Source organism: Massilia agrisoli (genome assembly GCF_020831365.1).
Lineage (GTDB): Bacteria > Pseudomonadota > Gammaproteobacteria > Burkholderiales > Burkholderiaceae_D > Telluria_A > Telluria_A agrisoli.
In genome coordinates, this window is the sequence record NZ_JAJHPV010000020.1 from 51,392 (window position 1) to 73,574 (window position 22,183).

The window sequence follows — 22,183 nt, forward strand, 5'->3', positions numbered from 1 at the left end:
GATATGACCAAGACACTCAAGATCATCCTGCTTGCTTTCACCGCATGCGCATCCGCGGCCAATGCGGCAGTCAGCGTTGTCGACGACGCCGGCAACCGCGTCACCTTGCAGCAGCCTGCGCGCCGCATCATCTCGATGTCGCCGCATGTGACCGAGCTGCTGTTTGCCGCGGGCGGCGGCAGCCGCATCGTCGGGGCGATGAATTTCAGCGACTATCCGGAGGCGGCAAAGCGCATCCCGCTCATCGGCAGCAATAGCCAGATCGACATGGAGCGCGCGGTGGCGCTGAAACCGGACCTGCTGATCGTCTGGCAAAGCGGGAACACCGCGCGCCAGCTGGAGCAGATCCGCCAGCTTGGCGTACCGGTGTTCTTCAGCGAACCGCGCAAGCTTGACGACGTGGCCACCAGCCTGACGCGCTTCGGCCAGCTGCTCGGCACCGAAGCCGCGGCGCGGCAGGCCGCTGCGGCCTACCGCGCGCAGGTCACCGCGCTGGGGGCGCGCCATGGCAAGCGCCCCACGGTGCGCGTCTTTTACCAGATCTGGGACAAGCCGGTGTACACGCTCAGCGGCGACCACATGGTGAGCGACGCCATCAGGCTGTGCGGCGGCGAAAACATCTTCGCTAGCCTGAAGGTCAAGGCGCCGTCGGTCAGCATCGAGGCGGTCTTGCAGGCCGACCCCGAAGTGATCGTCGGCGACGAGCAGCATGGCCCGGATGACGCCGGCATCACGATCTGGAAGCCCTACAAGACCATGACGGCGGTCGCGCGCGGCAACCTGTTCACGCTTAACAGCGAACTGCTGACGCGCTCGGGCCCGCGCCTGCCGCAGGGCGTGGCCCAGCTGTGCGAGCGGCTGGAGACGGCGCGCCAGCGGCGCCCGAAATAGGCGCCTGTAACGACAGCTGCATGCGGCGTTACAGAGGTAAGCAAATGCAAAAAGCAAGCTGCATCACTGTCGGGAGGCCAAAAAAGTGGTAACCTCCGTTCCGTTGCTTAACCACACTACGAAGGATAATTATGCGTTCCCTGCGTTTTGCCCTTGCCGCCGCGAGCCTCATCGCCAGCACGGCCTTTGCTTCGCCAACCGCGCCAACCAGCGGTGTTGAATACATCACCCTGGCCCAGCCGCAGCCTGCGCAGACCGTTGGCAAAAAAGTGGAAGTCATCGAATTCTTCATGTACCACTGCCCGGCCTGTAACGCACTGGAGCCTTCGCTGGCGGCGTGGCTGAAAAAGCAGGGTGACAACGTCAATTTCAAGCGCGTGCACATGCCGATGCAGGGTGCTAACGATCCTGAAGCGCACCTGTACCTGACGCTCGAAGCGATGGGCAAGCTGGAAGAGATGCATCCGAAGGTCTTCCGCGCCTTCCATATCGAGCGCCAGCGCCTGAACCGCGATGACGCGATCATCGAATGGGTTGCCAAGAACGGCGTCGACAAGGCCAAGTTCCTCGAATACTGGAACTCGTTTGGTGTGCTGTCGAAGCTGCGCCGCACCCAGCAGGTGCTCAATGCCTACAAGGTGGACTCGGTACCGACCCTGATCGTCGACGGCCGCTACATGACCTCGCCATCGGTTGTCGGCGCTGCGGTCAAGGGTTCGACCAACGCCAACGTCGCCCAGTCGACCTTCCAGGTGATGGACGCGCTGGTGGCCAAGGTGCAGAAGGAAAAAGGCCTGGCGCCAGCGGCCAAGAAGTAAGCCGTAGCAAAGTGCAAACGACCCCGCCGCGGCGGGGTCTTTTTTTGCCCGTCCCGGTCGTACTGGAATAACTGGCGGCGATTGATTAAAATGGAAGCGTCTGGCGCCCCCTGGCGGCATATGAAAAGGCGACCGAAATGAGCAACGTAGAAGAAAAATTATTGAAGATGTACGACGGCTCCCGGCCGGTCGAGGAAGACCTGTTCGAGATCCGCTACATCAACCAGCTGGCGTGGACCCTGGTGGTGGTGCTGGCCGGTGTCGTGATCTGGCTGTCGATCGCGCTGATCAACGCCGAGAACCAGCGCAACGCGCTGATGACCAAGCAGTGCGCCGACCCTGTGTTCAAGGGCGAGGTGGACCGCAAGTGCCTGGAACTGGTGTCTTCGCGCGAGCACTGGTGGCAGCACCTGTGGTACGGCGTGACGCATCTGAGTCCCGAAGAAGTAAAGTAAAAACGAACTCCGCTGCGGCGGAGTTTTTTTTTATGGTGCGTCGTTCCCGCGCAGGCGGGAACCCATGTGCCTGATACCAGTGAGGATGCGCCCGTGGTATGGGTTCCCGCCTGCGCGGGAACGACGGTATCTGGTGATGGAGCTCTTTTTAGCCCTGCGCCGGCAGCGTCATGACAAAGCGCGCGCCGCCCAGCGGCGACTCGGCCACCGCGATGGCGCCGCCGTGCAGGGCCAGCGCTTTCTGCGCGATCGACAGGCCCAGGCCAAAGCCGCCGGTGGCGCGGTCGCGGCTGCGGTCCAGCCGGTAGAACGGCTCGAAGATCTTGTCGCGCTCGTCAAGGGGGATGCCCGGGCCGTCGTCGTCGACCATGATCGCGATGCTGCCGTCGCCAAGGCGCCTTGCCGCCAGCTCAACCCGGCCCTGCGCATACTTCTGCGCGTTGCGCATCACGTTGCAGATGGCCCGCGCCAGCAGGCGGCGGTCGCCCGTCACCTCGCCCAGGCCATCCAGTGGCCCGAACGCCGGGGCAGGGCCGCCCGGGTCGAGCGAATCGCGGCAGCCCTCCAGTGCCTGCGCCAGGTCGAAGGTCTCGGGCTGCAGCGCCTGCGGGCTGTCGAGCCGGGTCATGCTGAGCAGCTCCCCTACCAGGGTATTCAGTTCGTGCAGGTCGCCTTCCATGGCGGCGATGCGGCCTTCCAGCGCCGGGTCGCCGGCGGCGCCGCGCAGCAGTTCGAGCGCGAACTCCAGGCGCGCGATCGGCGTGCGCAATTCGTGCGACACCGAGTGCACCAGGTTGCGCTGCGCGTCCAGCAGGCCTTCGATGCGCGCGGCCATGTGGTCGATGCGTTCGGCCAGCGGATAGATGCTGGCGCTGGGCTGCATGCGCGCCCGTGCCGACAGGTCGCCGGCGCCGAAGTCGTCGGCCACCTTCGACAGCGCCTGCAAGCCGTTCCAGTGCGAGCGCGACCACATCAGGATCGGGATCAGCAAGGCCAGGGCGACGATCACGTAGCGGACCGCTTCCATTTCAAGCGCCAGGCCGACGTCGATCGGCAGGTCCTGGGCGTGGATCACGTCCACCTCGCTGCCGATGTACTTGTGGCCGGTCAGGTCGACCCGGCGGAAAAACGCCTTGCTGTCGGCGTCGAGCACGACGTCGCCGCGGTCGAGGGCGCCCAGCTGGGCGCCCTCGAGCAGCGAGCGCGCCTGGTTCAGGGGAATCAGGTCGAGTTTGACGCCGGATACCTCGCGCACCTTGTTCAGGCGCTCCAGCCATTCATCGGTGGGGGCCTTGTCGACGTACTGTTCGAGCAAAAAGATCTGGGCGGCGGCCTGGCGGCGCGCGATGTCTTCCAGCGGATCGCCGAACAGGCGGCTCATCGCGAAGTAGATGACGAAGGTGGCGGCGGTGATCGACAGCATCACCAGCAGGAAGAAACGGAAAAAAATGCGGTTCACAGGCGCCTGCCTTTGCGTTTCCCGCTATCTCTGGCGTGTAACAAACTTGCCGAAAACATAGTTTTTCTCCCTGACGCGCATTGTATAAGAGCAGGGGCTTCCGTGGGGAATTACAAATTCATGACAATTGCCGTACATCTCCAGGGTGAATGGAAACCCGGCTGTGCCTAAGATAGGTACATGGATTTTTCCGTTTGCCCACTGATACGACAAGTGTCGTGGGCTTTTTTTATTCTTATTCAGTCGGGGCGTCACAAGCGCTGGCCGGTCTAAGGGGAGCGTTGGTACCATGGGATTTCTGGATCGCCTGATTCGCACGATGGCGCTGGCCGGCCTTGTGTTGCTGTCGAGCTGCGGAGGCGGGGGCGATGTCGCCGGCCTGCCAGACCAGCAAGCCAGTCCAGGCGTCACCGTGGGACAACCGGCCCCTGCCGCCAGCACCATTCCGGCTGAACTGTTCTTCACCCGCGCCCGCGAGGAAGAATGCGCCAATGTGCGCAACCGCCTGTTCGTCATCGACGGCAAGCAGGTGTTCTGGGACCGCGCCGGCAGCTGCGGCGACAATGCCTACGCCCAGCGCCTGTACGGCGCCACCCCCGAAGCATTGCTGTGCTCCGCGTACGATTCGATCGCCGGCCCCCAGGTCCGCTGCGATGATACCGGCGCACGCGCCATGTTCGACACTATTTTGAAGAACCTTGACAGCCCCGACCTTGGCCTGGGCAGCGCCCACAAGGTCGAATTGCTGAGCTTCCAGCCCGAGCACCGCGAGCCGGTCGCCTTCACGGTGGTGGCCGAAGACGCGTTCTCCGGCATCCATGACGCCAGGAACGTGGTGGTGCGCGACGCGGCCGCCTGGGCCAGCCTGTGGGCGGCGCACAGCAGCGGCCGCAGCCCGGCCCCGGAGATGCCGCGCGTCGACTTCAGCACGCAGGTGCTGGTGGCGGTGTTCGCCGGCCAGGGCGGCAACGGCTGCCGCCAGGTCCGCATCGACAAGGTCAGCTCTGGCGCGGGCAAGCTGGTCGTCAGTTTCGAGGAACGCGACCTCGCCACCTTCGCCATCTGCACCCAGGCCGCCAGCTCGCCGATGGCCGTTGCCGCCATCCCGCGCAGCGACGCGGTAGTAGAGTTTGTCAATATCAACCCGGTCCAGCTCGGCTTCAAGGAGCTGGACCGCAGCAGCCGCTCGCTGGTCGCCCAGCCGAAAAACGTGGTGGTGCGCGATGCGGCCGGATTCGCCGCCCTGTGGGCCGAGCACGGCGGCGCCATGCCCTTGCCGCAGGTGGACTTTGCGCGCCACATGGTGATCGGGGTCTTTTTGGGCAGCCGCCCGAATGGCTGCCATTCGACCGCGATTGACAGCGTGGTGCGCGCCAACGGCAAGGTTACCGTCGCGCGCACCGACACCGAGCCCGGTGCTGGCGTCATGTGCACGCTGGCGATCGTTCATCCGGCCCATATCGTGATGGTCGAACGTTCCGAGGCGCCTGTCGAGTTTACGTCACAGATAAAGGCCCTCAAGTAAGGCAATTGTTGGGTTGCCGGGCGGTACACCGTAAAATGGCGTCCACCCGAACCTGACACGATGAAAAATGGATAAGCTTCTCGCCCTCGCCCTGGCCGGCGCATGCAGTGCAGCTGCTGCCCAGACGCCCGCCAATAACCCGATGCCCGATGGCAGCCGCGACATGTATGTCGGGCTGGGCGCCGTCTCGGCCCCGGTGTACGAGGGCTCGGGGCAGCGCCGGGTGCGCGCGCTGCCGGTGCTGCAGGCGGCGTTCAGCAACGGCTTGTTCATCTCCGGGCTAAGCGCGGGCATCCACCTGTCGAACCAGCCATCGGTCGAATACGGCCCCCTGCTGGCGGTCCACCCGCGGCGCAGCGAATCGGGGCTGTCGGGCGACGTCGGCATGGTGGTCAATGGGTCGGACTGGACGCTGGCGCCGCCGGGCGTGACATCGCCATTCAGGTCGGAAATCGGCGACGGCCACCGCCTGATGGGCATGGACGTGCAGCGCGCACGGCTGCAGGCTGGCGGTTTTTTCAATTACTACCTGACGCCGCAAGTCCGCCTGACCAATAGCGTGCTATATGGATCTGGTAATGAAGGCAATGGCGCGCTGTGGCGTGTCGGGATGCAGCACTTCAGCAGCCGCCTTGCGCCAAACCATTTCATCTCGGTGGGTGTCGGCATGACCCTGGCCAACCGCAACCACAACCAGGCGTATTTCGGCGTCACCGAGATCGAGTCCGTGCGCGGTTTGAATCCGCAATATGCGGCCTCGGGCGGCCTCAAGGACGTGCACCTGAACGCGCGCTGGAACTGGTCGCTGAGCCCGTCATGGCTGGTGACGACCGGCGCCCAGGCCACGCGCCTGCGCGGCAGCGCCGCCGACAGCCCGCTCACCGAGCGGCCGACCAACCTGACCGTCTCGACGGCCCTCGCTTACCGCTTCTGACCATGCGCGCCTCCCGTCACCTCCCGGCTATCGTTGCCCTGCTGCTTGCGGCAGGCAGCGGTACGGCCGTGGCTGCGGCAACGGGGGAGTGGATCAGCTACCGCGACGCTTACCGCGCCATGGTGGTGTTCGAGAAATACGGCAAGCCGAAGAATTTCATCCAGAACCACTACCAGGTAATGCCGCGCGAAAAAGGCATCAGCCTGGATGGGGTGCAGCTCAGCCTGCAGGGCAAGACGATGCAGGTCAACCTGCCGCTCGATCCGACCGGCCGCACGGTATTCCCGTTCCTGAAGGCGGCCTACGACGAAAATGCGGCCCTGGTGCTGAACCGCAAAGTCGCGAACTATGTGTTCCGTCCGCGCATTTCCATTATTGTCCAGGCCGACGGCCTTTATGAAACGGGGGACCTGCGCGCGGCCTGCGAACAAGTGCTGGCCTGGCGGCGCCATGTTGACGCCACGGCAAGCGCCAAGAAATGCGTCGGCGTGCGCTTTGCCTTTACCGGCGCGGGCGGCGAACCGGAAGTACGGCTGAGGAGGGGAGCTGCGGGAGAAACCGTGCTGCCGGCAGTCACGGGCGCGGCCTTCAGCGACGATCCCAACGCGGCCTTCCGCGTGGTCAACTACCGCTTTGCCGACAGCACGGTCGCGGGGCAGGTCGTGATGACCGACGCGCCGCTGTCGATTGCGGCGCTGATCGAATAAGCCGGGCTCAGGCCCAGGCCGACGGCGAGAACAGGTAGCCCTCGCCCCACACCGTCTTGATTTTTTCCGACTCGGCGTCGTCGAACTTGCGGCGCAGCTTGGAGATGCAGTTATCGATGCTGCGGTCCAGGCCATCGAACTCGATCCCGCGCATCTTCTTCAGCAAGGCATCGCGCGACAGCACCGTCCCGGCCGCTTCGGCCAGCACCAGCAGCAGCTTGTACTCGGTATTGCTCAGCACGCAAGGCTGGCCGCGCCAGGTGACGCTGCGGTCATTGGTAAAGATCGACAGCGCGCCGAAGGCCAGCACGCCGGTGTCGGGCGCCGAGCGGTTCTGGGCGCGGCGCATCAGGGCGCGCAGGCGCGCCAGCAACACGCGCGGCTGCACTGGCTTGTTGACGAAATCGTCGGCGCCCTGTTCCAGGCCGGACACCTCGTCATACGAATCCTCGCGCGCGGTCAGGATCAGGATAGGCACATCGCCCAGCTCGCGCAGCTGGCGGCACACCACCATGCCATCGAGGCCGGGCAGCATCAGGTCGAGCACCACCACATCCGGCGAAAGTTCGCGGTAACGCTGCAGCGCCTCATCGCCGCGTGTGACCACGTCGACTGAAAACTCGTAGGCCGTCAGGTACTCCGTCACCAGCTGCGCAAGGCGCGCATCGTCTTCCACCAGCAGTAATTTATGCATAACGCTCTCCTAACCGATCATTGTATAAGAGCAAGTGCCGAAAAGGACGATTGCAGGACCAAGACGACAAATCGATACATTTTGATGACAAAGCTGAGTCGGTGAGCAACAGTTTCCAAAATCGGGGTCAGACCACAGGTTTTTTGGAAGATTCCAGAACAGGCGTGGTCTGACCCCGAATTGGGAAACGTTGGCGCAAAATCGGGGTCAGACAACAGGTTTTTTGGAATATTCCAGAACAGTGTGGTCTGACCCCGAATTGGGAAACGTTGGCGAAAAAAAAATCCGCCGGAGCGGATTTTTTTGGAGGCACGCTTGGAATTTAAGCGGCGTTTTGGGCGACGAAGTCCCAGTTGACCAGGCCCCAGAACGATTCAACGTACTTGGCGCGCAGGTTGCGGTAGTCGATGTAGTAGGCGTGCTCCCAGACGTCGCATGTCAGCAGCGGGGTGTCGCCAGTGGTCAGCGGGGTGCCGGCGTTCGAGGTGTTGACGATGTCAACCGAACCGTCCGCTTTCTTGACCAGCCAGGTCCAGCCGGAACCGAAGTTGCCGACGCAGGACTTGGTGAATTCTTCCTTGAACTTGTCGAACGAGCCCCACTTGGCGTTGATCGCGTCAGCAACCACGCCAGTTGCCTGGCCGCCGCCTGCCGGCTTCATGCAGTTCCAGTAGAAGGTGTGGTTCCATACCTGGGCTGCATTGTTGAACACGCCGCCGCTCGACTTCTTGACGATCTCTTCGAGCGACATGTTTTCGAACTCGGTGCCCTTGATCAGGTTGTTCAGGTTCGTTACATAGGTCTGGTGATGCTTGCCGTAGTGGTACTCAAGCGTTTCCTGCGAGATGTGCGGTGCGAGGGCGTCCATCGCGTATGGCAGTGCCGGCAGTGTATGTTCCATGTTGTTGTCCTTTATTGATTTGGAAATGCGTTATTTCTTCAGAAACGACGCTTATTGTAATTCGTCTCAGGTTTCATTGCACATTGCTTCGCGCCGGCAAAAAGGATGGGGCTATTCCAGCACCTTTTGCACGCTCGCTACGCCGACCTCGGCAGTACCCTCGGCCAGCCTCACCGTCAGCGCTTCGCGCGCCTGGATGTCGTCCGGCGAGCGCAGTACCTTGCCGCGGCTGTCGCGCACGATGGCGTAGCCGCGTTCCAGCGTGCGCTGCGGGTTAAGCAGCTCCAGCTGGGCCGCCAGCGCGCCCAGCGCATCGCGGCGCTGCCCCAGCTGGCTGGCAATGCTGGCCGCGCAGTGGCGCTGCTGCGATGCGAGTTCCGCGCGTAGCGCGCGTACGTCGGGACGGTGGCGCGCCCAGCGCGCGCGCAGCTGCGCCAGCGCGAAGCCGTGGCGGTTGACCGGCGCGCGCACCGCATGGGTGAGGGCGGTCGACAGCGCCACCACCTTCAGGCGCTGGTGCCCGATCTGCGCCGATGGGCTGAGCAGGCGGCGGGTGTAGTTGTCGAGGTTGAGGTTCGCTTCCGCCAGCGCGCGCCGCATCGCGCGCCGCAGGTCGGTGGCGTCGCCCGACAGGGAGGCCATCCAGTCGGCGCGCGGCGTGGCCGCCAGTTCGGCCGCCGCCGTGGGCGTGGCGGCGCGCATGTCGGCGGCGAAGTCGGCGATCGTGAAGTCGGTTTCGTGCCCCACGCCGGAGATCACCGGCACGCTGCAGCCGGCGATCGCGCGCGCGACCACTTCTTCATTGAAGCTCCACAGGTCTTCAATGGAGCCGCCTCCGCGCACCACCAGCAGCACGTCGACTTCGGCGCGGTGCGAGGCAATGGCGATGGCGTCGGCGATCTTTTGCGCCGCCATCTGGCCCTGCACCGGCGCGGGGTAGAGCACGATGCGCAAGTGCGGCGCGCGCCGCTGCAGCGCCGTCAGCACGTCGCGCAGCGCCGCCGCCTGCGGGCTGGTGACGATGCCGACCGAGCGCGTGAACATCGGCAGCGCGCGCTTGCGGTCCTGGTCGAACAGTCCCTGCGCGGTCAGCTTGTCCTTCAGGCGCAGGAAGGCTTCGTAGAGCGCGCCGACGCCTGCGCGGCGGATCGCCTCGACATTGATCTGGTAGTCGCCCCGCGCGCCATACAAGGTGACCAGCGCGCGCACTTCAACCTTGTCGCCTTCGCGCGGAATGAAGCCTGCAAACTGGGCGCGCCCGCGGAACATCACGGCGCGCACCTGGGCCGCGTCATCCTTGAGCGTGAAGTACCAGTGCCCCGAACTGGCGCGCGTGAAGTTGGAGATCTCGCCGCCAATCCATGTCAATGGAAAGCTGCGCTCAAGCAGGCGCGCCACTTGCGCGTTCAGCGCGGTCACGGTCAGGACGGGCGGGGCAGCGTAGCCTGGGTCGGCGTCGGGAATGGTTTGCATGGCTCGGACGAATCTATCTGATGCTTTTGTCGCAAAGCCGACATGGTATCAAGATATCAGCTTAAGTATTTGATTTTCAAAGAAGTTATCCGCTGCCTCAAATTGCTGCATCGAACAAAAACCTTTACGGATCAAGGACTTTGCATCGCTCCCTGCGAATTGCGCACAAAGTTATCCACAGAATGTGTGGGGAAGTCGGGCCGGTCCGGAAAGCATTTCCGTGCTGAAAAATTGAGCGCAGGAAAGAAATCCTTTGCGAATCAAAGACTTACCGGTTTGTCAATTTGATTGCGCACAGTGTTGTCCACAGAAGGTGTGCAGAAACACCCGTCCAGAGGCGCCAGGGGCCTGGTTTATCCACTGCCGTATTTTTAAGCGGCGACAGATTTTCCTTTAAAAACAAGGGGCTTACGGAGTGTTTGGGGGCTTGCACACAGTCTTCTCCACAGAAGGTGTGCAAAACAGCGCGAGAGGTCCCCAGCGCGGGAAAAACGGCCTGTATCGCACGATTGCGGGTCACCAAACGGGGCCATGAGCGGATCAAAACCCGCCTTGCATACAATTTACGCAAGGAAAGAAAGCTGTTTCAAATCAACGATCTTGGCGCGCAACGGGCAGCTTGCTCACAATTTTATCCACAAAAAATGTGAAGAAACCCACAGGCCGATCTGTCACCTACAGGGCATCACGCTGCGTATTTTTTAATCGGTGGGAGATTGTTCTTTGGAATCAACGACTTGCGCGGTGAGGAAGGGCATTGCTCACAATTTTATCCACAGTAAATGTGCAAAAATGTGGACGAGTCATGATTTCAGCTCAACAGGAAATCCTGCCATATTTTTAAGCTGATTGAATTTCTTGTTTTGAATCAGTGGCTTGCAATCGTGCGCGCCCTATTGCTCACAATTTTATCCACAGATTCTGTTTGCAACTGGGGATAAGCCCCGTAACCAATCGCGCGAAGTATTCCTCGTCGGGCTTCTTCCTCTGCCTTTTCCACCCTGCCTTGATTTTGATCAATACGATAATTCCTATTGAAATCATGGGCTTAGGTATATGCATGCCTGCTTGCGCACAATCTTATCCACAAAAGCTGTGCGTAACCGTACTTGCCGTCTTGCTGGCAACACGTTACATTGCCGGGGTTGTCTCACCCCGGCTTTTTTCTTCTCAGGAGTTTGTTTTGCTCGCCATTATTCAAGCTGCAGGCTGGCCTATCTGGCCATTGTTGATCGCCTCCGTCGTCGCCCTGGCGTTGATTATCGAACGCCTGATCTACCTGCGCCGCGCAAAGCTGCTTCCGCCGCAGCTGCTCGACGAGGTAGTGCGCGTCTACCATAATGGCAAGATCACCAAGGACGTCGTCGAAAAGCTCGAGCAGAATTCGCCGCTCGGCACCGTGCTCGCGGCAGCCCTGCGCAATGTGAACGCGCCGCGCGACGTGATGAAAGAGTCGATCGAGGAAGCAGGGCGCGGCGTCGCCCACGTGCTTGAACGCTTCCTGACCACGCTTGGCACCATCGCTTCGCTGGCGCCGTTGATGGGATTGTTCGGCACCGTGGTCGGCATGATCGAAATCTTCGGCGCCCAGAACGCCACCGGCACCAACCCGGCGCAGCTGGCGCACGGCATTTCGGTCGCCCTGTATAACACCGGCTTTGGCCTGGCTATCGCCATGCCGGCACTGGTCTTCTACCGCCACTTCCGCGCGCTGGTCGACAGCTTCATCATCGACATGGAGCTGCAGTCGGTGAAGCTGGTCGACATCGTGCACGGTGCCCGCAAATGATGGACTTTCGCCGCGGCCAGCGCCGCGAAGACCCCGAGATCAACCTGATCCCGTTCATCGACGTGCTGCTGGTCGTGCTGATCTTCCTGATGGTGACGACCACCTACAGCAAGTTCACCGAGCTGCAGATTACCTTGCCGACGGCCGACGCCGAGAAGGCGCTGGAGAAGCCGTTCGAGATCAACGTCACCGTCGACGCCAAGGGTAATTACACCGTCAATAACGTGCCGGTGTCGTTCCACAGCGTGGCCGGCCTGGCCGAAGAGCTGAAGAACGCCGCCCGCACCGGCGCGGACGGCCAGCCGCTCGCAACGCCTGCGGAAAGCCCGGTCGTCATCGTCAACGCCGACCAGTTCGCGATGCACCAGATGGTCATCAACGTGCTGGAAGCGTCGCGCATCGCCGGCTACGACAAGCTGACCTTCGCCGCCCAGACGGGCACCAAAAAGTAGTAACGCGGGCGAAGCACTTCGCCCGCTGTTCGCATGCCCCACACTAAACCTTCCCTCGAATCGACGCTCACGCGCGCCTGGCTGCGCCGCGGCCCGCTCGCCTGCGCGCTGCTGCCGCTGTCGCTGCTGTTCGGCGCGCTGGCGGCGCTGCGCGTGCGCCTGTTCAGGTCCGGCGTGCTGGCCTCGACGCGCCTGCCGGTGCCGGTGGTCGTGGTCGGGAACATCTTCATCGGCGGCACCGGCAAGACGCCGCTGACGATCTGGCTGGCCGGGGCGCTGCGCGACGCAGGCTTTAGCCCGGGCATCATCTCGCGCGGCCATGGCGGGGAGGGAGGCGCAGCGCGCGCCGTCACGATCGGCTCGAACGCGCAGGAAGTGGGCGACGAGCCTTTGCTGATGGCGCGCCGCACCGGCTGCCCGGTGGTGGTGGGCCGCAAGCGCGCCGAGGCGGGGCTGGCGCTGCTGGCGGCGCATCCCGGCGTAAACGTTCTGATTGCCGACGATGGCCTCCAGCACTACGCATTGCAGCGCGATGTCGAAGTGCTGCTGTTCGACGGCCGCGCCGTCGGCAATGGCTGGCTGCTGCCGGCCGGGCCCCTGCGCGAGCCGCGCGGGCGGCGCCGCGATTTCACGGTGGTTAACACGCCCCAGCTGACGCCGCAACTTGCCGCGGACGTCGGCGGGCAGCCGTTCCAGATGCGCCTGGCGGGCGAATATGCCGAGCCGCTGGCCGGCGGCGCGCGCGTGCCGCTGGCGTCGCTGGCCGGCAAGCGCATCGCCGCCGCCGCCGGTATCGGCAATCCCAAGCGCTTCTTTGACATGCTGCGCGGCGCCGGCCTGGCGTTTGCCGAGCTGCCGCTGCCCGACCACCACGACTTCCTCGACGACCCGTTTGCCAGCGTCGACGCCGACATCATCCTGATCACCGAGAAGGATGCAGTAAAATGTGGGCAAATTGAAAACCTGATCAACGATCCACGTTTGTGGGTCGTCCCGGTGACGGCGCAGCTTGACCGCGCGCTGGCCGAACAAATTGTGGAGAAATGTCGTGGATGCTCGACTGCTTGATATCCTGGTCTGCCCGCTGTGCAAGGGTCCCCTCGAATACGATAAAAAGGCGCAGGAACTGATCTGCCGCGGCGACCGTCTCGCGTTCCCGATCCGCGACGGCATCCCGATCATGTGGGCCGACGAGGCGCGCAAGGTCGAGCCGCAATAAGATGGGCTTCACCGTCATCATCCCGGCGCGCCTGGCGTCGACCCGGCTGCCGAACAAGCCGCTGGCCGACCTGGGCGGCAAACCGATGGTGGTGCGCGTGGCCGAACGCGCCGCGCTGTCGGGCGCCTCGCGCGTGATCGTCGCCACCGACCATCTCGATATCGCCGCTGCCTGCGCCGCCCACGGCGTCGAAGCTGCCATGACCCGTTCCGACCATCCGTCCGGCACCGACCGCATCGCCGAAGTGGCGCGCGCGCTCGATCTCGCGCCTGGCGAAGTCGTGGTCAACCTGCAGGGCGACGAGCCGCTGATCGACCCGGCGCTGTTGTCCGCCTGCGCGGCGCGCATTTCGCCCGACGTGCCGATGGCCACCTGCGCGCATCCGCTGCATGATGCCGCGGACTGCTTCAACCCGAACGTGGTCAAGGTGGTGCTCGACAAGCATGGCCGCGCGCTGTACTTCTCGCGCGCGACGATTCCGTGGCACCGCGACGCCTTCGCGCAGTCGAAGGAGTCGCTGCCCGCCGGCTACGCGCCGCTGCGCCACATCGGTCTTTACGCTTACAGCAACGCCTTCTTGCAGGCCTATCCGGGCCTGGCCGCGTCGCCGCTCGAAGACGTCGAGGCGCTGGAACAGCTGCGCGTGCTGTGGCATGGCTATCCGATCGCCGTCCACATTACCGACAGCGCACCGGCGGCCGGCGTGGACACGCCCGAGGATCTGGTGCGCGTGCGCCAGCACTACCCCACAATGGCCTGAGCATTGTGCGCATGCGCATTTCTTGAGTGCACAGAAATGAACGCTGCCTGCGCCAGATCAATCAAAAATGGCAAAGCATTTCCAAAGTGGCTTATTCAATGACTTTTGTGGTAAGTTTCGTACCAAGGTAGTCAGATATGCATCAATGTGAAGTTGTTGCCAAAACTATAATCAAATTTAAATCAGTCTAGGAATTTTCATGCGTCTCATTTTGTTAGGAGCACCAGGTGCCGGCAAGGGCACCCAAGCTAACTTCATCAAGGAAAAGTACAACATTCCCCAGATTTCGACCGGCGACATGCTGCGTGCCGCGATCAAGGCCGGGACCGAACTTGGCCTGGCTGCCAAGAAGGTGATGGACGCAGGCGGCCTGGTGTCGGACGACATCATGATCGGCCTGGTCAAAGACCGCCTGAAGGAAAAGGACACCGAAAACGGCTACCTGTTCGACGGCTTCCCGCGCACCATTGCGCAGGCCGACGCCATGAAGGACGCCGGCATCGACGTCGACTATGTACTCGAATTCGACGTGCCCGATGAACTGATCGTCGAGCGTATGAGCGGCCGCCGCTCGCACCCGGCTTCCGGCCGCGTGTATCACACCAAATTCAATCCGCCAAAAGTGGAGAACGTCGACGACATCACCGGCGAACCGCTGGTGCAGCGCGACGACGACCTCGAAGAGACCGTCAAAAAGCGGCTCGCCGTCTACCACAACCAGACCGAAGTCCTGCTCGGCTACTACAACCAGTGGGCCCAGTCGGGCAAGCCTGGCGCGCCGAAATACCGCAAGATTTCCGGCGTAGGTCCAGTCGAGGAAGTGCGCGACCGCGCGTTCGCGGCACTGTCCCAATAATCGAACGAAGCGGACCTTGGTCCGCTTTTTTTATGCTCATTGAATGAAGCCAGCGCGCTGCAGCAGCAGTTGCGCGAGGTCTCCGGGTTTTTAGTTTCAAGGTTTTGCAGCACGCAGTTGTTTGACTGGTAAGCGGTCTTTCGGATGTGTTTTTGTGTTACTTGATTAGAAAAACAAGGGGACTTTTATGGCAGCGAGCTTTCTCGTATTTGCGGTAGCGTGTGGCTTCATCGCGGTGATTTACGGCCTATGGTCGCGTAGCTGGATTCTCAGGCAGGATCCTGGCAACGCCAGGATGCAGGAAATCGCACAGGCGATCCAGGAGGGGGCTGCCGCCTACCTTGGACGCCAGTACCGCACCATCGGCCTTGTCGGCGCGGTGCTGCTCGTTGCGATCGCCGTCCTGCTGGGCATGCAGACCGCAGTCGGTTTCCTGATTGGCGCCGTGCTGTCGGGGGCCTGCGGCTTCATCGGCATGAACGTGTCGGTGCGCGCCAACGTCCGTACCGCGCAAGCGGCTACCAAGGGCATGAACGAAGCGCTCAACGTCGCCTTCAAGGGCGGCGCCATCACCGGCATGCTGGTGGTCGGCCTGGGCCTGCTTGGCGTCACCTTGTTTTACTGGTACCTCACCATGTACGCCGTCGGCGACATGACCCCGCACGACACGATTGAGCCGCTGATCGGCCTCGCGTTCGGCGCATCCCTGATCTCGATCTTCGCCCGCCTGGGCGGAGGCATCTTCACCAAAGGCGCGGACGTCGGCGCCGACCTGGTCGGCAAAGTCGAAGCCGGCATTCCGGAAGACGACCCGCGCAACCCCGCGGTGATCGCCGATAACGTGGGCGACAACGTCGGCGACTGCGCCGGCATGGCGGCCGACCTGTTTGAAACCTATGTCGTGACCCTGATCGCCACCATGCTGCTTGGCGCACTGGTGTTTGCGGACGCCACCGCGGTCCAGGCCATGATCTACCCGCTGCTGCTTGGCGCGGTATCGATCCTCGGCTCCATCGTGGGCTGCTCGATGGTCAAGGCCAAGCCGGGCAAGAAGATCATGTCGGCGCTGTACACCGGCTTGTGGTGGGCCGCCATCCTGTCGCTGATCGGCTTTGCCGCCGTCACCTGGATCGTGTGGGGCGATGAGGCGATGCGCATGAAGATGATCGGCTGCGCCGTCGTCGGCATCGTTCTGACCGGCCTGATGGTCTACATCACCGAGTACTACACCGGCACCGAATTCAAGCCTGTGCGCCACATCGCCGAAGCCTCGACGACTGGCCATGGCACCAACATCATCGCCGGCCTGGGCGTGTCGATGAAGTCGACCGCGTATCCGGTACTGGCAGTGTGTATCGCGATCCTGGCGTCCTACCAGATGGGCGGCCTGTATGGCATCGCGATCGCAGCGACCTCGATGCTGTCGATGGCCGGCATCATCGTCGCGCTCGACGCCTATGGCCCGATCACCGACAACGCCGGCGGCATCGCCGAAATGTCCGGCCTGCCGGACTCGGTGCGCGCCATCACCGATCCGCTCGACGCCGTCGGCAACACCACCAAGGCCGTCACCAAAGGCTATGCGATCGGCTCGGCGGGCCTGGCCGCATTGGTGCTGTTTGCCGATTACACCCACGCGCTGCAGGACGTTGGCCAGGACATTTCGTTCGACCTGTCGAACCCGATGGTCATCGTCGGCCTGTTCATCGGCGGCCTGATTCCTTACCTGTTCGGCGCGATGGCGATGGAAGCGGTAGGTCGCGCGGCCGGCGCCGTGGTAATCGAAGTACGCCGCCAGTTCCGCGATATCAAGGGCATCATGGACGGCACCGGCAAGCCGGAGTACGACAAGGCGGTCGACATGCTGACCGCGTCGGCCATCAAGGAAATGGTGCTGCCATCGCTGCTGCCGGTCGTGGTGCCGATTTTGGTTGGCATGCTGCTCGGCCCTGCCGCGCTGGGCGGCCTGCTGATGGGGACCATCGTCACCGGCCTGTTCGTCGCGATCTCGATGACCACGGGCGGCGGCGCATGGGACAATGCGAAAAAGTACATTGAAGACGGCAACCACGGCGGCAAGGGCTCCGAGGCGCACAAGGCGGCCGTGACCGGCGATACCGTTGGCGATCCGTACAAGGACACGGCCGGCCCGGCGGTGAACCCGTTGATCAAGATTATCAACATCGTGGCGCTGCTGCTGGTGCCGCTGCTGCCGCAAACCGGCTGGATTGCGGTCACCGAGCCTGCGGCAGCCCATGCCCCGGCCCCGATCGTTCCAGCGGCGGTGGACGCGCCTGTCGTGGCGCCCGCTCCGGCTCCTGCGCAGTAATCGCAATTGAACGCCGTTCCCGTCCCGAGGGCGGGAACGGCGTGGCCGCGCCAGCTTGAACTCCCACCCGCGCCACCTATACTGAAACCTCCAGATGCCTTATCGCAGGAGGTGTGTCATGGGACGCAAATTCATCGATTGCCGTGAGGTTCCCAGCGAGACTCACTGCTCCATTGCCATTGCCGCGGATAGCGAAAATGAACTGATCGAGGCAGCCGTCCAGCACGCCGTCGCGGTGCACGGGCACCATGACGACGAGCAGTTGCGTGGACAGCTCAGGCAAGCCATCCACGAGGGTACGCCGCCGCCCTGACGCAGCATCGCGTTCAGAAAACACACATCTTGTTGGCCGCCTCGCGTAGCGCAGGGCGGAAGTCCGGGTGCGCGATCGCGATCATTGCCTGCGCGCGCTCCTTGGCCGATTTGCCGCGCAGCTGGGCCACGCCGTATTCGGTCACCACGTAGTTGACGTCGTTCTTGCTGGTGGTCGCATGGGTGCCGGGCGTGAGCGTCGGCACAATGCGCGAGATGCTGTTTTCCTTCGCCGTCGATGGCAGCACGATAAATGACTTGCCGCCGCGCGAGCGGTTTGCCGCGCGCACGAAGTCGACCTGGCCGCCGGTGCCGGAATAGGGCAGGTGGGCGATGCTCTCGGAGCCGCACTGGCCCAGCAGGTCCACCTGCAGGCTGGCGTTGATCGAGATGAGATTGTCGTTCTGGCCGGCGATGTACGGGTCGTTGGTGAAGTTCGACGGATGCATCTCGATCATCGGGTTGTGGTGCATGAACTTGTACAGCTTCTGCGATCCGAGCGCGAAGGTGGCCACCATCTTCCCCGGCATGAAGGTCTTGCGGCGGTTGGTCACCGCGCCCGATTCGATCAGGGTCAGGATGCCGTCGCCCAGCATCTCGGTGTGGATGCCGAGGTCGTGCTTGTGCGTCAGCTGCATGACGACCGCGTCGGGAATGCCGCCGTAGCCGATCTGCAGGGTGGAGCCGTCGTCGATCATGTCGGCCACGTATTTGCCGATGGCTTCCTGGACCTGGCCGATCTTCGGCAGGCCCACTTCCAGGATGGCTTCCTCGCTTTCGACTACCGCCGTCACCTGCGAGATGTGGACGTGGCACTGGCCATGCGCGAACGGGACGTTGGTATTGACTTCAAGGACCACCGCGCGCGCTTTGGCGAGCGCCGCCATTGTGTAGTCGGTACCGAGGCTGAGCGAGAAAAATCCCTGCTCATTCATCGGGGATGCCATCGCAAACACGACGTCGGACGGCATCAGGCCGCGCTCGATCAGCACCGGAATCTCGGAGAAATAGTTGGGGATGAAGTCGCACCATCCGCCTTGCCCCGCGCTACGCGAGGCGCCGCCGAAGAACAGCGCCGCATGGCGCACGTGGCGCGACGTTTCCTGGTCGAAATATCCGAACTTGCGCATGGCCAAAATCTGCGCGACCTTGACGTCGTGGAAACGGGTGCGGTGGCCGGAGAGGGCGGTCAGCAGGGCGGGCGGTTCGCCCACGCCGGTGGGGACGATGATCATGTCGCCGTCGCGGAGGTGATTCAGTGCATCTTCCGCGCTGCACAGTTTTGCCTGGTATTGCTCGTGTGGTTTTTGCATTGCTGTCTCCTTATGCGCCCATGCTAGCCCGCCAAGCTGACCGCGCGCTTACTTGCCTGCATTGTTACGATGTGTATCGATGCGCGTGCGCGCCTGCCGCATGGGCAATAATGGCAGCATACGCACGAGGCAGGCGGAGGCCACCATGAGAGTCGCGAACATCGTAACCATGCTGTCTGTCGCGCTGGCGACCGCCGGCGGCGGCGCGCTGGCGCAGGAACAGGCCGCGCCCGCGGAAAAGGCGCAAGAGGCGCTGCCGCTCCGGCCAGATCCGTCAAAGCTGAAGAAGCCGCTGGTCAAGCGCCGCTCGGTGCAGCAACGCATCGAGCGCATGCCCACGCCGGCCCCGATCGTTACTGACGGTTACCGCCCGACCCTGACGACGCGCGGGCCGATCGTCGCAGGCCAGCCGGCGCCCGCGCTGCCCGCGCCGTCCCCGCCGATGCCGTCGCAGGTCAACAGCTGCGACGGCGGCGGCTGCACCGACACCAGCGGCGCTCGCTATACAGGCGGCGTCGGCAACACGGTGCTGGACCAGAACGGGCGCAGCTGCACCCGCACGGGCAACACCGTGCAATGCTTTTAATGCCAGTTTTCGGTTGATCCAATCAAAAGTTCGCTACAATCCTGTTGGTTGACGTTTACGTAAACGTTAAAAAGAACTTTTCTGAGGAAAACCATGCAAATCCAAAACAATGTCTTCATCGTTACCGGCGGTGCGTCGGGCCTGGGCGCTGCCACCGCGCGCATGATCACGGAAGCGGGCGGCAAAGTCGTCATCGCCGACGTGCAGGCTGAAGCTGGCGCCGCGCTGGCCCAGGAATTGAACGGCCAGTTCGTCCAGTGCGACGTCACCTCGGAAGCCGATGGCCAGGCGGCAGTCGCCGCTGCCGTCGCGATGGGCACGCTGCGCGGCCTGGTCAACTGCGCCGGCGTCGCGCCAGCGGTCAAGACCGTGGGCAAGGATGGCCCGCACCCGCTCGACGTGTTCCAGCGCACCGTCAACATCAACCTGGTCGGCACCTTCAACATGGCGCGCCTGGCGGCTGACGCAATGAGCAAGACCGAAGCGGGCGACTCCGGCGAGCGCGGCGTGATCATCAACACCGCGTCGGTGGCGGCGTTCGACGGCCAGATGGGCCAGTGCGCTTACGGCGCGTCGAAGGCGGCGGTGGCCGGCATGACCCTGCCGATGGCGCGCGACCTGGCGCGCAACGGCGTGCGCGTGATGACGATCGCGCCTGGCATCTTCGAGACCCCGATGCTGATGGGCATGCCGGAAGAAGTGCGCGAATCGCTGGGCAAGATGGTGCCGTTCCCGCCGCGCCTCGGCCGCGCCGTCGAATACGCCCACCTGGCCAAGGCCATCATCGAAAACACCATGCTCAACGGCGAGACCATCCGCCTCGACGGTGCGATCCGCATGCAGCCCAAGTAATTGATGTAGCATTGCAAGAGTATCGGGCGCGCGGCCCTGGTCGCGCGCCTTTTTTTTATTCCGGAGGAGGATTCATGGTCAAGTTGAAGATGCTGGCGCTCGCTGCGCTGCTGGCGGGCGCGTTCGCGCCGGTGCACGTACTGGCGCAGGACGCGGCGCAGGCGGCGCCCGAAGTCGGCATCAACTACACCGACAAGGCTGGCTGGGCCTCCAAAAAATTCATGGTGTCGGCGGCCAACCCGCTGGCTGTGGAAGCCGGCTACACGATCCTGCGCCAGGGCGGTTCGGCCATCGACGCCGCCATCGCCACCCAGCTGGTGCTGACCCTGGTCGAGCCGCAGTCGTCGGGCATCGGCGGCGGCGCCTTCCTGGTCCATTACGACGGCAAGGACGTGCAGGCATTCGACGGCCGCGAGACCGCACCCGCCAAGGCCACTGAAACCTTGTTCCAAAAGGCCGACGGTTCGCCGGTCTCACGCCTTGACGGCGTGGTGGGCGGCCGTTCGGTCGGCGCGCCGGGCGTGCTGCGCATGCTTGAAATGGCGCACAAGGAGCACGGCAAGCTGCCGTGGAAGGCGCTGTTCGCGCCGGCGATCGCGCTGTCCGAGCGCGGCTTCCCGGTCAGCGAGCGGCTCAATGGCATGCTCCAGTGGGACAAGCATATCCGCAAGGACCCGGTCGCCGCGGCCTACTTCTACGACAAGGCCGCCAAGCCATGGCCGGTCGGGCACCTGCTCAAAAATCCGGAGCTGGCCGACACCTTGCGCGCAATTGCCGCCGGCGGCGCCGACGCCTTCTACAAAGGCTACATCGCCCGCGATATCGCCGCCAAGGTGGCTGCCCACCCGACCAATCCTGGCCTCTTGAGCGCCGCCGACATCGCCGGGTACCAGGCCAAGGTGCGCAAGCCGGTCTGCAACGACTACCGCGCCTTCACCGTGTGCGGCATGCCGCCGCCATCGTCTGGCGGCATCGCCGTGGCGCAGATGCTGGGGATCCTTGAAACGAAGGACATGCGCGCGCTGGCGCCAGTCGACGGCAAGGTCGGCGCGGATGCGGTGCACCTGTTCTCCGAAGCCGGACGGCTGGCCTACGCGGACCGCAACCGCTATGCGGCCGATACCGACTTCATTCCGCTGCCTGGCCGCGGCATCCCCAGCCTGCTCGACAAAACCTACCTGGCCAAGCGCGCCGCGCTGATCGGCGAGAAGTCGATGGGCGTGGCCACCGCCGGCACGCCGCCCGGCATGGACGTGGCGTGGGGACTCGATAACGCGATCGAAACGCCATCGACCTCGCACCTGGTGGTGATGGACGGCAGCGGCGCCGGCCTGTCGATGACCACCACGGTGGAAGACGCCTTCGGCTCGCGCCAGATGGTGCGCGGCTTCATCCTGAATAACCAGCTGACCGACTTCTCGTTCGACTCGCGCGACGCAAACGGCCCGGTGGCCAACCGGGTCGAGCCGGGCAAGCGCCCGCGCAGCGCGATGTCGCCGACCATCGTGTTCGACAAGAAGACGAAAAAGCTGGTGCTGGCGGTTGGCTCGCCGGGCGGCCCGGCCATCATCAACTACGTGGCCAAGGTATTGGTGGGCACGCTGGACTGGGGCCTCAACGTCCAGCAGGCGATCAGCCTGCCGAACTTCGGCAGCCGCAACGGTCCCACCGAGCTGGAAGCAGGGCGCTTTTCACCCGCCGTGCATGAAGCGCTGAAGGCGCGCGGCCACCAGTTGCGCAGCTACGACATGAACTCCGGCCTGCACGGCATCCAGCGCCTGACCATCCACGGCCAGCAGTACTGGTTCGGCGGCGCCGACCCGCGCCGCGAAGGCGTTGCGAAGGGCGACTGAGACGC

At 63.6% G+C, this 22,183-nt stretch carries 22 protein-coding genes; 17 read left to right on the top strand and 5 right to left on the bottom strand.

The features are described from left to right. The first annotated feature begins 3 nt into the window (after positions 1–3). From LMJ30_RS16835 to LMJ30_RS16845, 3 genes are all read left to right on the top strand, one after another. A complete protein-coding gene (locus LMJ30_RS16835; protein ID WP_229433589.1) occupies positions 4–891 on the top strand; it encodes a cobalamin-binding protein in 888 nt (295 codons plus the stop codon). A gap of 131 nt (positions 892–1,022) precedes the next feature. Next, positions 1,023–1,709 carry a thiol:disulfide interchange protein DsbA/DsbL gene (locus LMJ30_RS16840; RefSeq protein WP_229433590.1) on the top strand — a complete coding sequence of 229 codons (687 nt, stop codon included), beginning with the start codon at positions 1,023–1,025 and terminating at the stop codon, positions 1,707–1,709. A gap of 137 nt (positions 1,710–1,846) precedes the next feature. Continuing rightward, positions 1,847–2,164: a hypothetical protein gene (locus tag LMJ30_RS16845; RefSeq protein ID WP_229433591.1), complete on the top strand. Its 318-nt coding sequence runs from the start codon at positions 1,847–1,849 to the stop codon at positions 2,162–2,164. A 148-nt stretch (positions 2,165–2,312) separates the two neighbouring features. Here the strand turns inward: LMJ30_RS16845 and LMJ30_RS16850 are convergent, their stop codons facing one another. Then, complete coding sequence (locus LMJ30_RS16850; RefSeq protein WP_229433592.1) at positions 2,313–3,623, bottom strand: ATP-binding protein; 1,311 nt, start codon at positions 3,621–3,623, stop codon at positions 2,313–2,315. A 289-nt stretch (positions 3,624–3,912) separates the two neighbouring features. Here LMJ30_RS16850 and LMJ30_RS16855 point away from each other — a divergent pair, with 289 nt between their 5' ends. From LMJ30_RS16855 to LMJ30_RS16865, 3 genes are all read left to right on the top strand, one after another. Beyond that, complete coding sequence (locus tag LMJ30_RS16855; RefSeq protein WP_229433593.1) at positions 3,913–5,148, top strand: protease complex subunit PrcB family protein; 1,236 nt, start codon at positions 3,913–3,915, stop codon at positions 5,146–5,148. 67 nt (positions 5,149–5,215) lie between these two features. Next, positions 5,216–6,082, top strand: a complete 867-nt coding sequence (locus tag LMJ30_RS16860; RefSeq protein ID WP_229433594.1) for a MipA/OmpV family protein — start codon at positions 5,216–5,218, stop codon at positions 6,080–6,082. 2 nt (positions 6,083–6,084) lie between these two features. Beyond that, positions 6,085–6,789 carry a hypothetical protein gene (locus LMJ30_RS16865; protein ID WP_229433595.1) on the top strand — a complete coding sequence of 235 codons (705 nt, stop codon included), beginning with the start codon at positions 6,085–6,087 and terminating at the stop codon, positions 6,787–6,789. A gap of 7 nt (positions 6,790–6,796) precedes the next feature. On the opposite strand, the gene LMJ30_RS16870 is transcribed toward LMJ30_RS16865, so the two are convergent. The 3 genes from LMJ30_RS16870 to xseA all read right to left on the bottom strand — a co-directional run bounded on the left by LMJ30_RS16870 (position 6,797) and on the right by xseA (position 9,857). Next, a complete protein-coding gene (locus LMJ30_RS16870) occupies positions 6,797–7,483 on the bottom strand; it encodes a response regulator (protein WP_229433596.1) in 687 nt (228 codons plus the stop codon). Between the two features lie 322 nt (positions 7,484–7,805). Beyond that, on the bottom strand, positions 7,806–8,384 hold the full coding sequence (locus tag LMJ30_RS16875) for a superoxide dismutase (protein ID WP_229433597.1): 579 nt from the start codon (positions 8,382–8,384) through the stop codon (positions 7,806–7,808). A 111-nt stretch (positions 8,385–8,495) separates the two neighbouring features. Then, positions 8,496–9,857 carry an exodeoxyribonuclease VII large subunit gene (gene xseA / locus LMJ30_RS16880; RefSeq protein ID WP_229433598.1) on the bottom strand — a complete coding sequence of 454 codons (1,362 nt, stop codon included), beginning with the start codon at positions 9,855–9,857 and terminating at the stop codon, positions 8,496–8,498. Between the two features lie 1,183 nt (positions 9,858–11,040). On the opposite strand from xseA, the gene LMJ30_RS16885 reads away from it, so the two are divergent. From LMJ30_RS16885 to LMJ30_RS16920, 8 genes are all read left to right on the top strand, one after another. Then, on the top strand, positions 11,041–11,646 hold the full coding sequence (locus LMJ30_RS16885; protein ID WP_229433599.1) for a MotA/TolQ/ExbB proton channel family protein: 606 nt from the start codon (positions 11,041–11,043) through the stop codon (positions 11,644–11,646). After that, the gene (locus LMJ30_RS16890) at positions 11,646–12,098 is read left to right on the top strand and encodes an ExbD/TolR family protein (RefSeq protein ID WP_229434016.1); all 453 of its coding nucleotides are present in this window, start codon (positions 11,646–11,648) and stop codon (positions 12,096–12,098) included. Before LMJ30_RS16885 ends, LMJ30_RS16890 begins: the two co-directional genes overlap by 1 nt. A 33-nt stretch (positions 12,099–12,131) precedes the next feature. Continuing rightward, positions 12,132–13,166 (top strand): tetraacyldisaccharide 4'-kinase, encoded by a 1,035-nt coding sequence (gene lpxK / locus LMJ30_RS16895; RefSeq protein WP_229433600.1) that lies wholly within the window; start codon positions 12,132–12,134, stop codon positions 13,164–13,166. Then, positions 13,147–13,317, top strand: coding sequence for a Trm112 family protein (locus LMJ30_RS16900; RefSeq protein WP_229433601.1), 171 nt, complete (start codon positions 13,147–13,149; stop codon positions 13,315–13,317). Before lpxK ends, LMJ30_RS16900 begins: the two co-directional genes overlap by 20 nt. 1 nt (position 13,318) lies before the next feature. Then, positions 13,319–14,077 carry a 3-deoxy-manno-octulosonate cytidylyltransferase gene (gene kdsB / locus LMJ30_RS16905; RefSeq protein WP_229433602.1) on the top strand — a complete coding sequence of 253 codons (759 nt, stop codon included), beginning with the start codon at positions 13,319–13,321 and terminating at the stop codon, positions 14,075–14,077. Between the two features lie 199 nt (positions 14,078–14,276). Beyond that, on the top strand, positions 14,277–14,933 hold the full coding sequence (adk, locus tag LMJ30_RS16910) for an adenylate kinase (protein WP_229433603.1): 657 nt from the start codon (positions 14,277–14,279) through the stop codon (positions 14,931–14,933). Between the two features lie 187 nt (positions 14,934–15,120). Next, the gene (locus LMJ30_RS16915; protein WP_229433604.1) at positions 15,121–17,262 is read left to right on the top strand and encodes a sodium-translocating pyrophosphatase; all 2,142 of its coding nucleotides are present in this window, start codon (positions 15,121–15,123) and stop codon (positions 17,260–17,262) included. Positions 17,263–17,380: 118 nt separating this feature from the next. Continuing rightward, positions 17,381–17,575, top strand: coding sequence for a DUF1059 domain-containing protein (locus LMJ30_RS16920; protein WP_229433605.1), 195 nt, complete (start codon positions 17,381–17,383; stop codon positions 17,573–17,575). A 13-nt stretch (positions 17,576–17,588) separates the two neighbouring features. Here LMJ30_RS16920 and LMJ30_RS16925 read toward each other — a convergent pair whose 3' ends face one another. Then, positions 17,589–18,887, bottom strand: a complete 1,299-nt coding sequence (locus LMJ30_RS16925; RefSeq protein WP_229433606.1) for an acetyl-CoA hydrolase/transferase family protein — start codon at positions 18,885–18,887, stop codon at positions 17,589–17,591. A 145-nt stretch (positions 18,888–19,032) separates the two neighbouring features. On the opposite strand from LMJ30_RS16925, the gene LMJ30_RS16930 reads away from it, so the two are divergent. From LMJ30_RS16930 to ggt, 3 genes are all read left to right on the top strand, one after another. Next, positions 19,033–19,473 carry a hypothetical protein gene (locus tag LMJ30_RS16930; RefSeq protein ID WP_229433607.1) on the top strand — a complete coding sequence of 147 codons (441 nt, stop codon included), beginning with the start codon at positions 19,033–19,035 and terminating at the stop codon, positions 19,471–19,473. Positions 19,474–19,566: 93 nt separating this feature from the next. Then, the gene (locus LMJ30_RS16935; RefSeq protein ID WP_229433608.1) at positions 19,567–20,325 is read left to right on the top strand and encodes a 3-hydroxyacyl-CoA dehydrogenase; all 759 of its coding nucleotides are present in this window, start codon (positions 19,567–19,569) and stop codon (positions 20,323–20,325) included. A gap of 74 nt (positions 20,326–20,399) precedes the next feature. Next, the gene (gene ggt, locus LMJ30_RS16940) at positions 20,400–22,178 is read left to right on the top strand and encodes a gamma-glutamyltransferase (RefSeq protein WP_229433609.1); all 1,779 of its coding nucleotides are present in this window, start codon (positions 20,400–20,402) and stop codon (positions 22,176–22,178) included. The last annotated feature ends 5 nt before the right edge of the window (positions 22,179–22,183 follow it).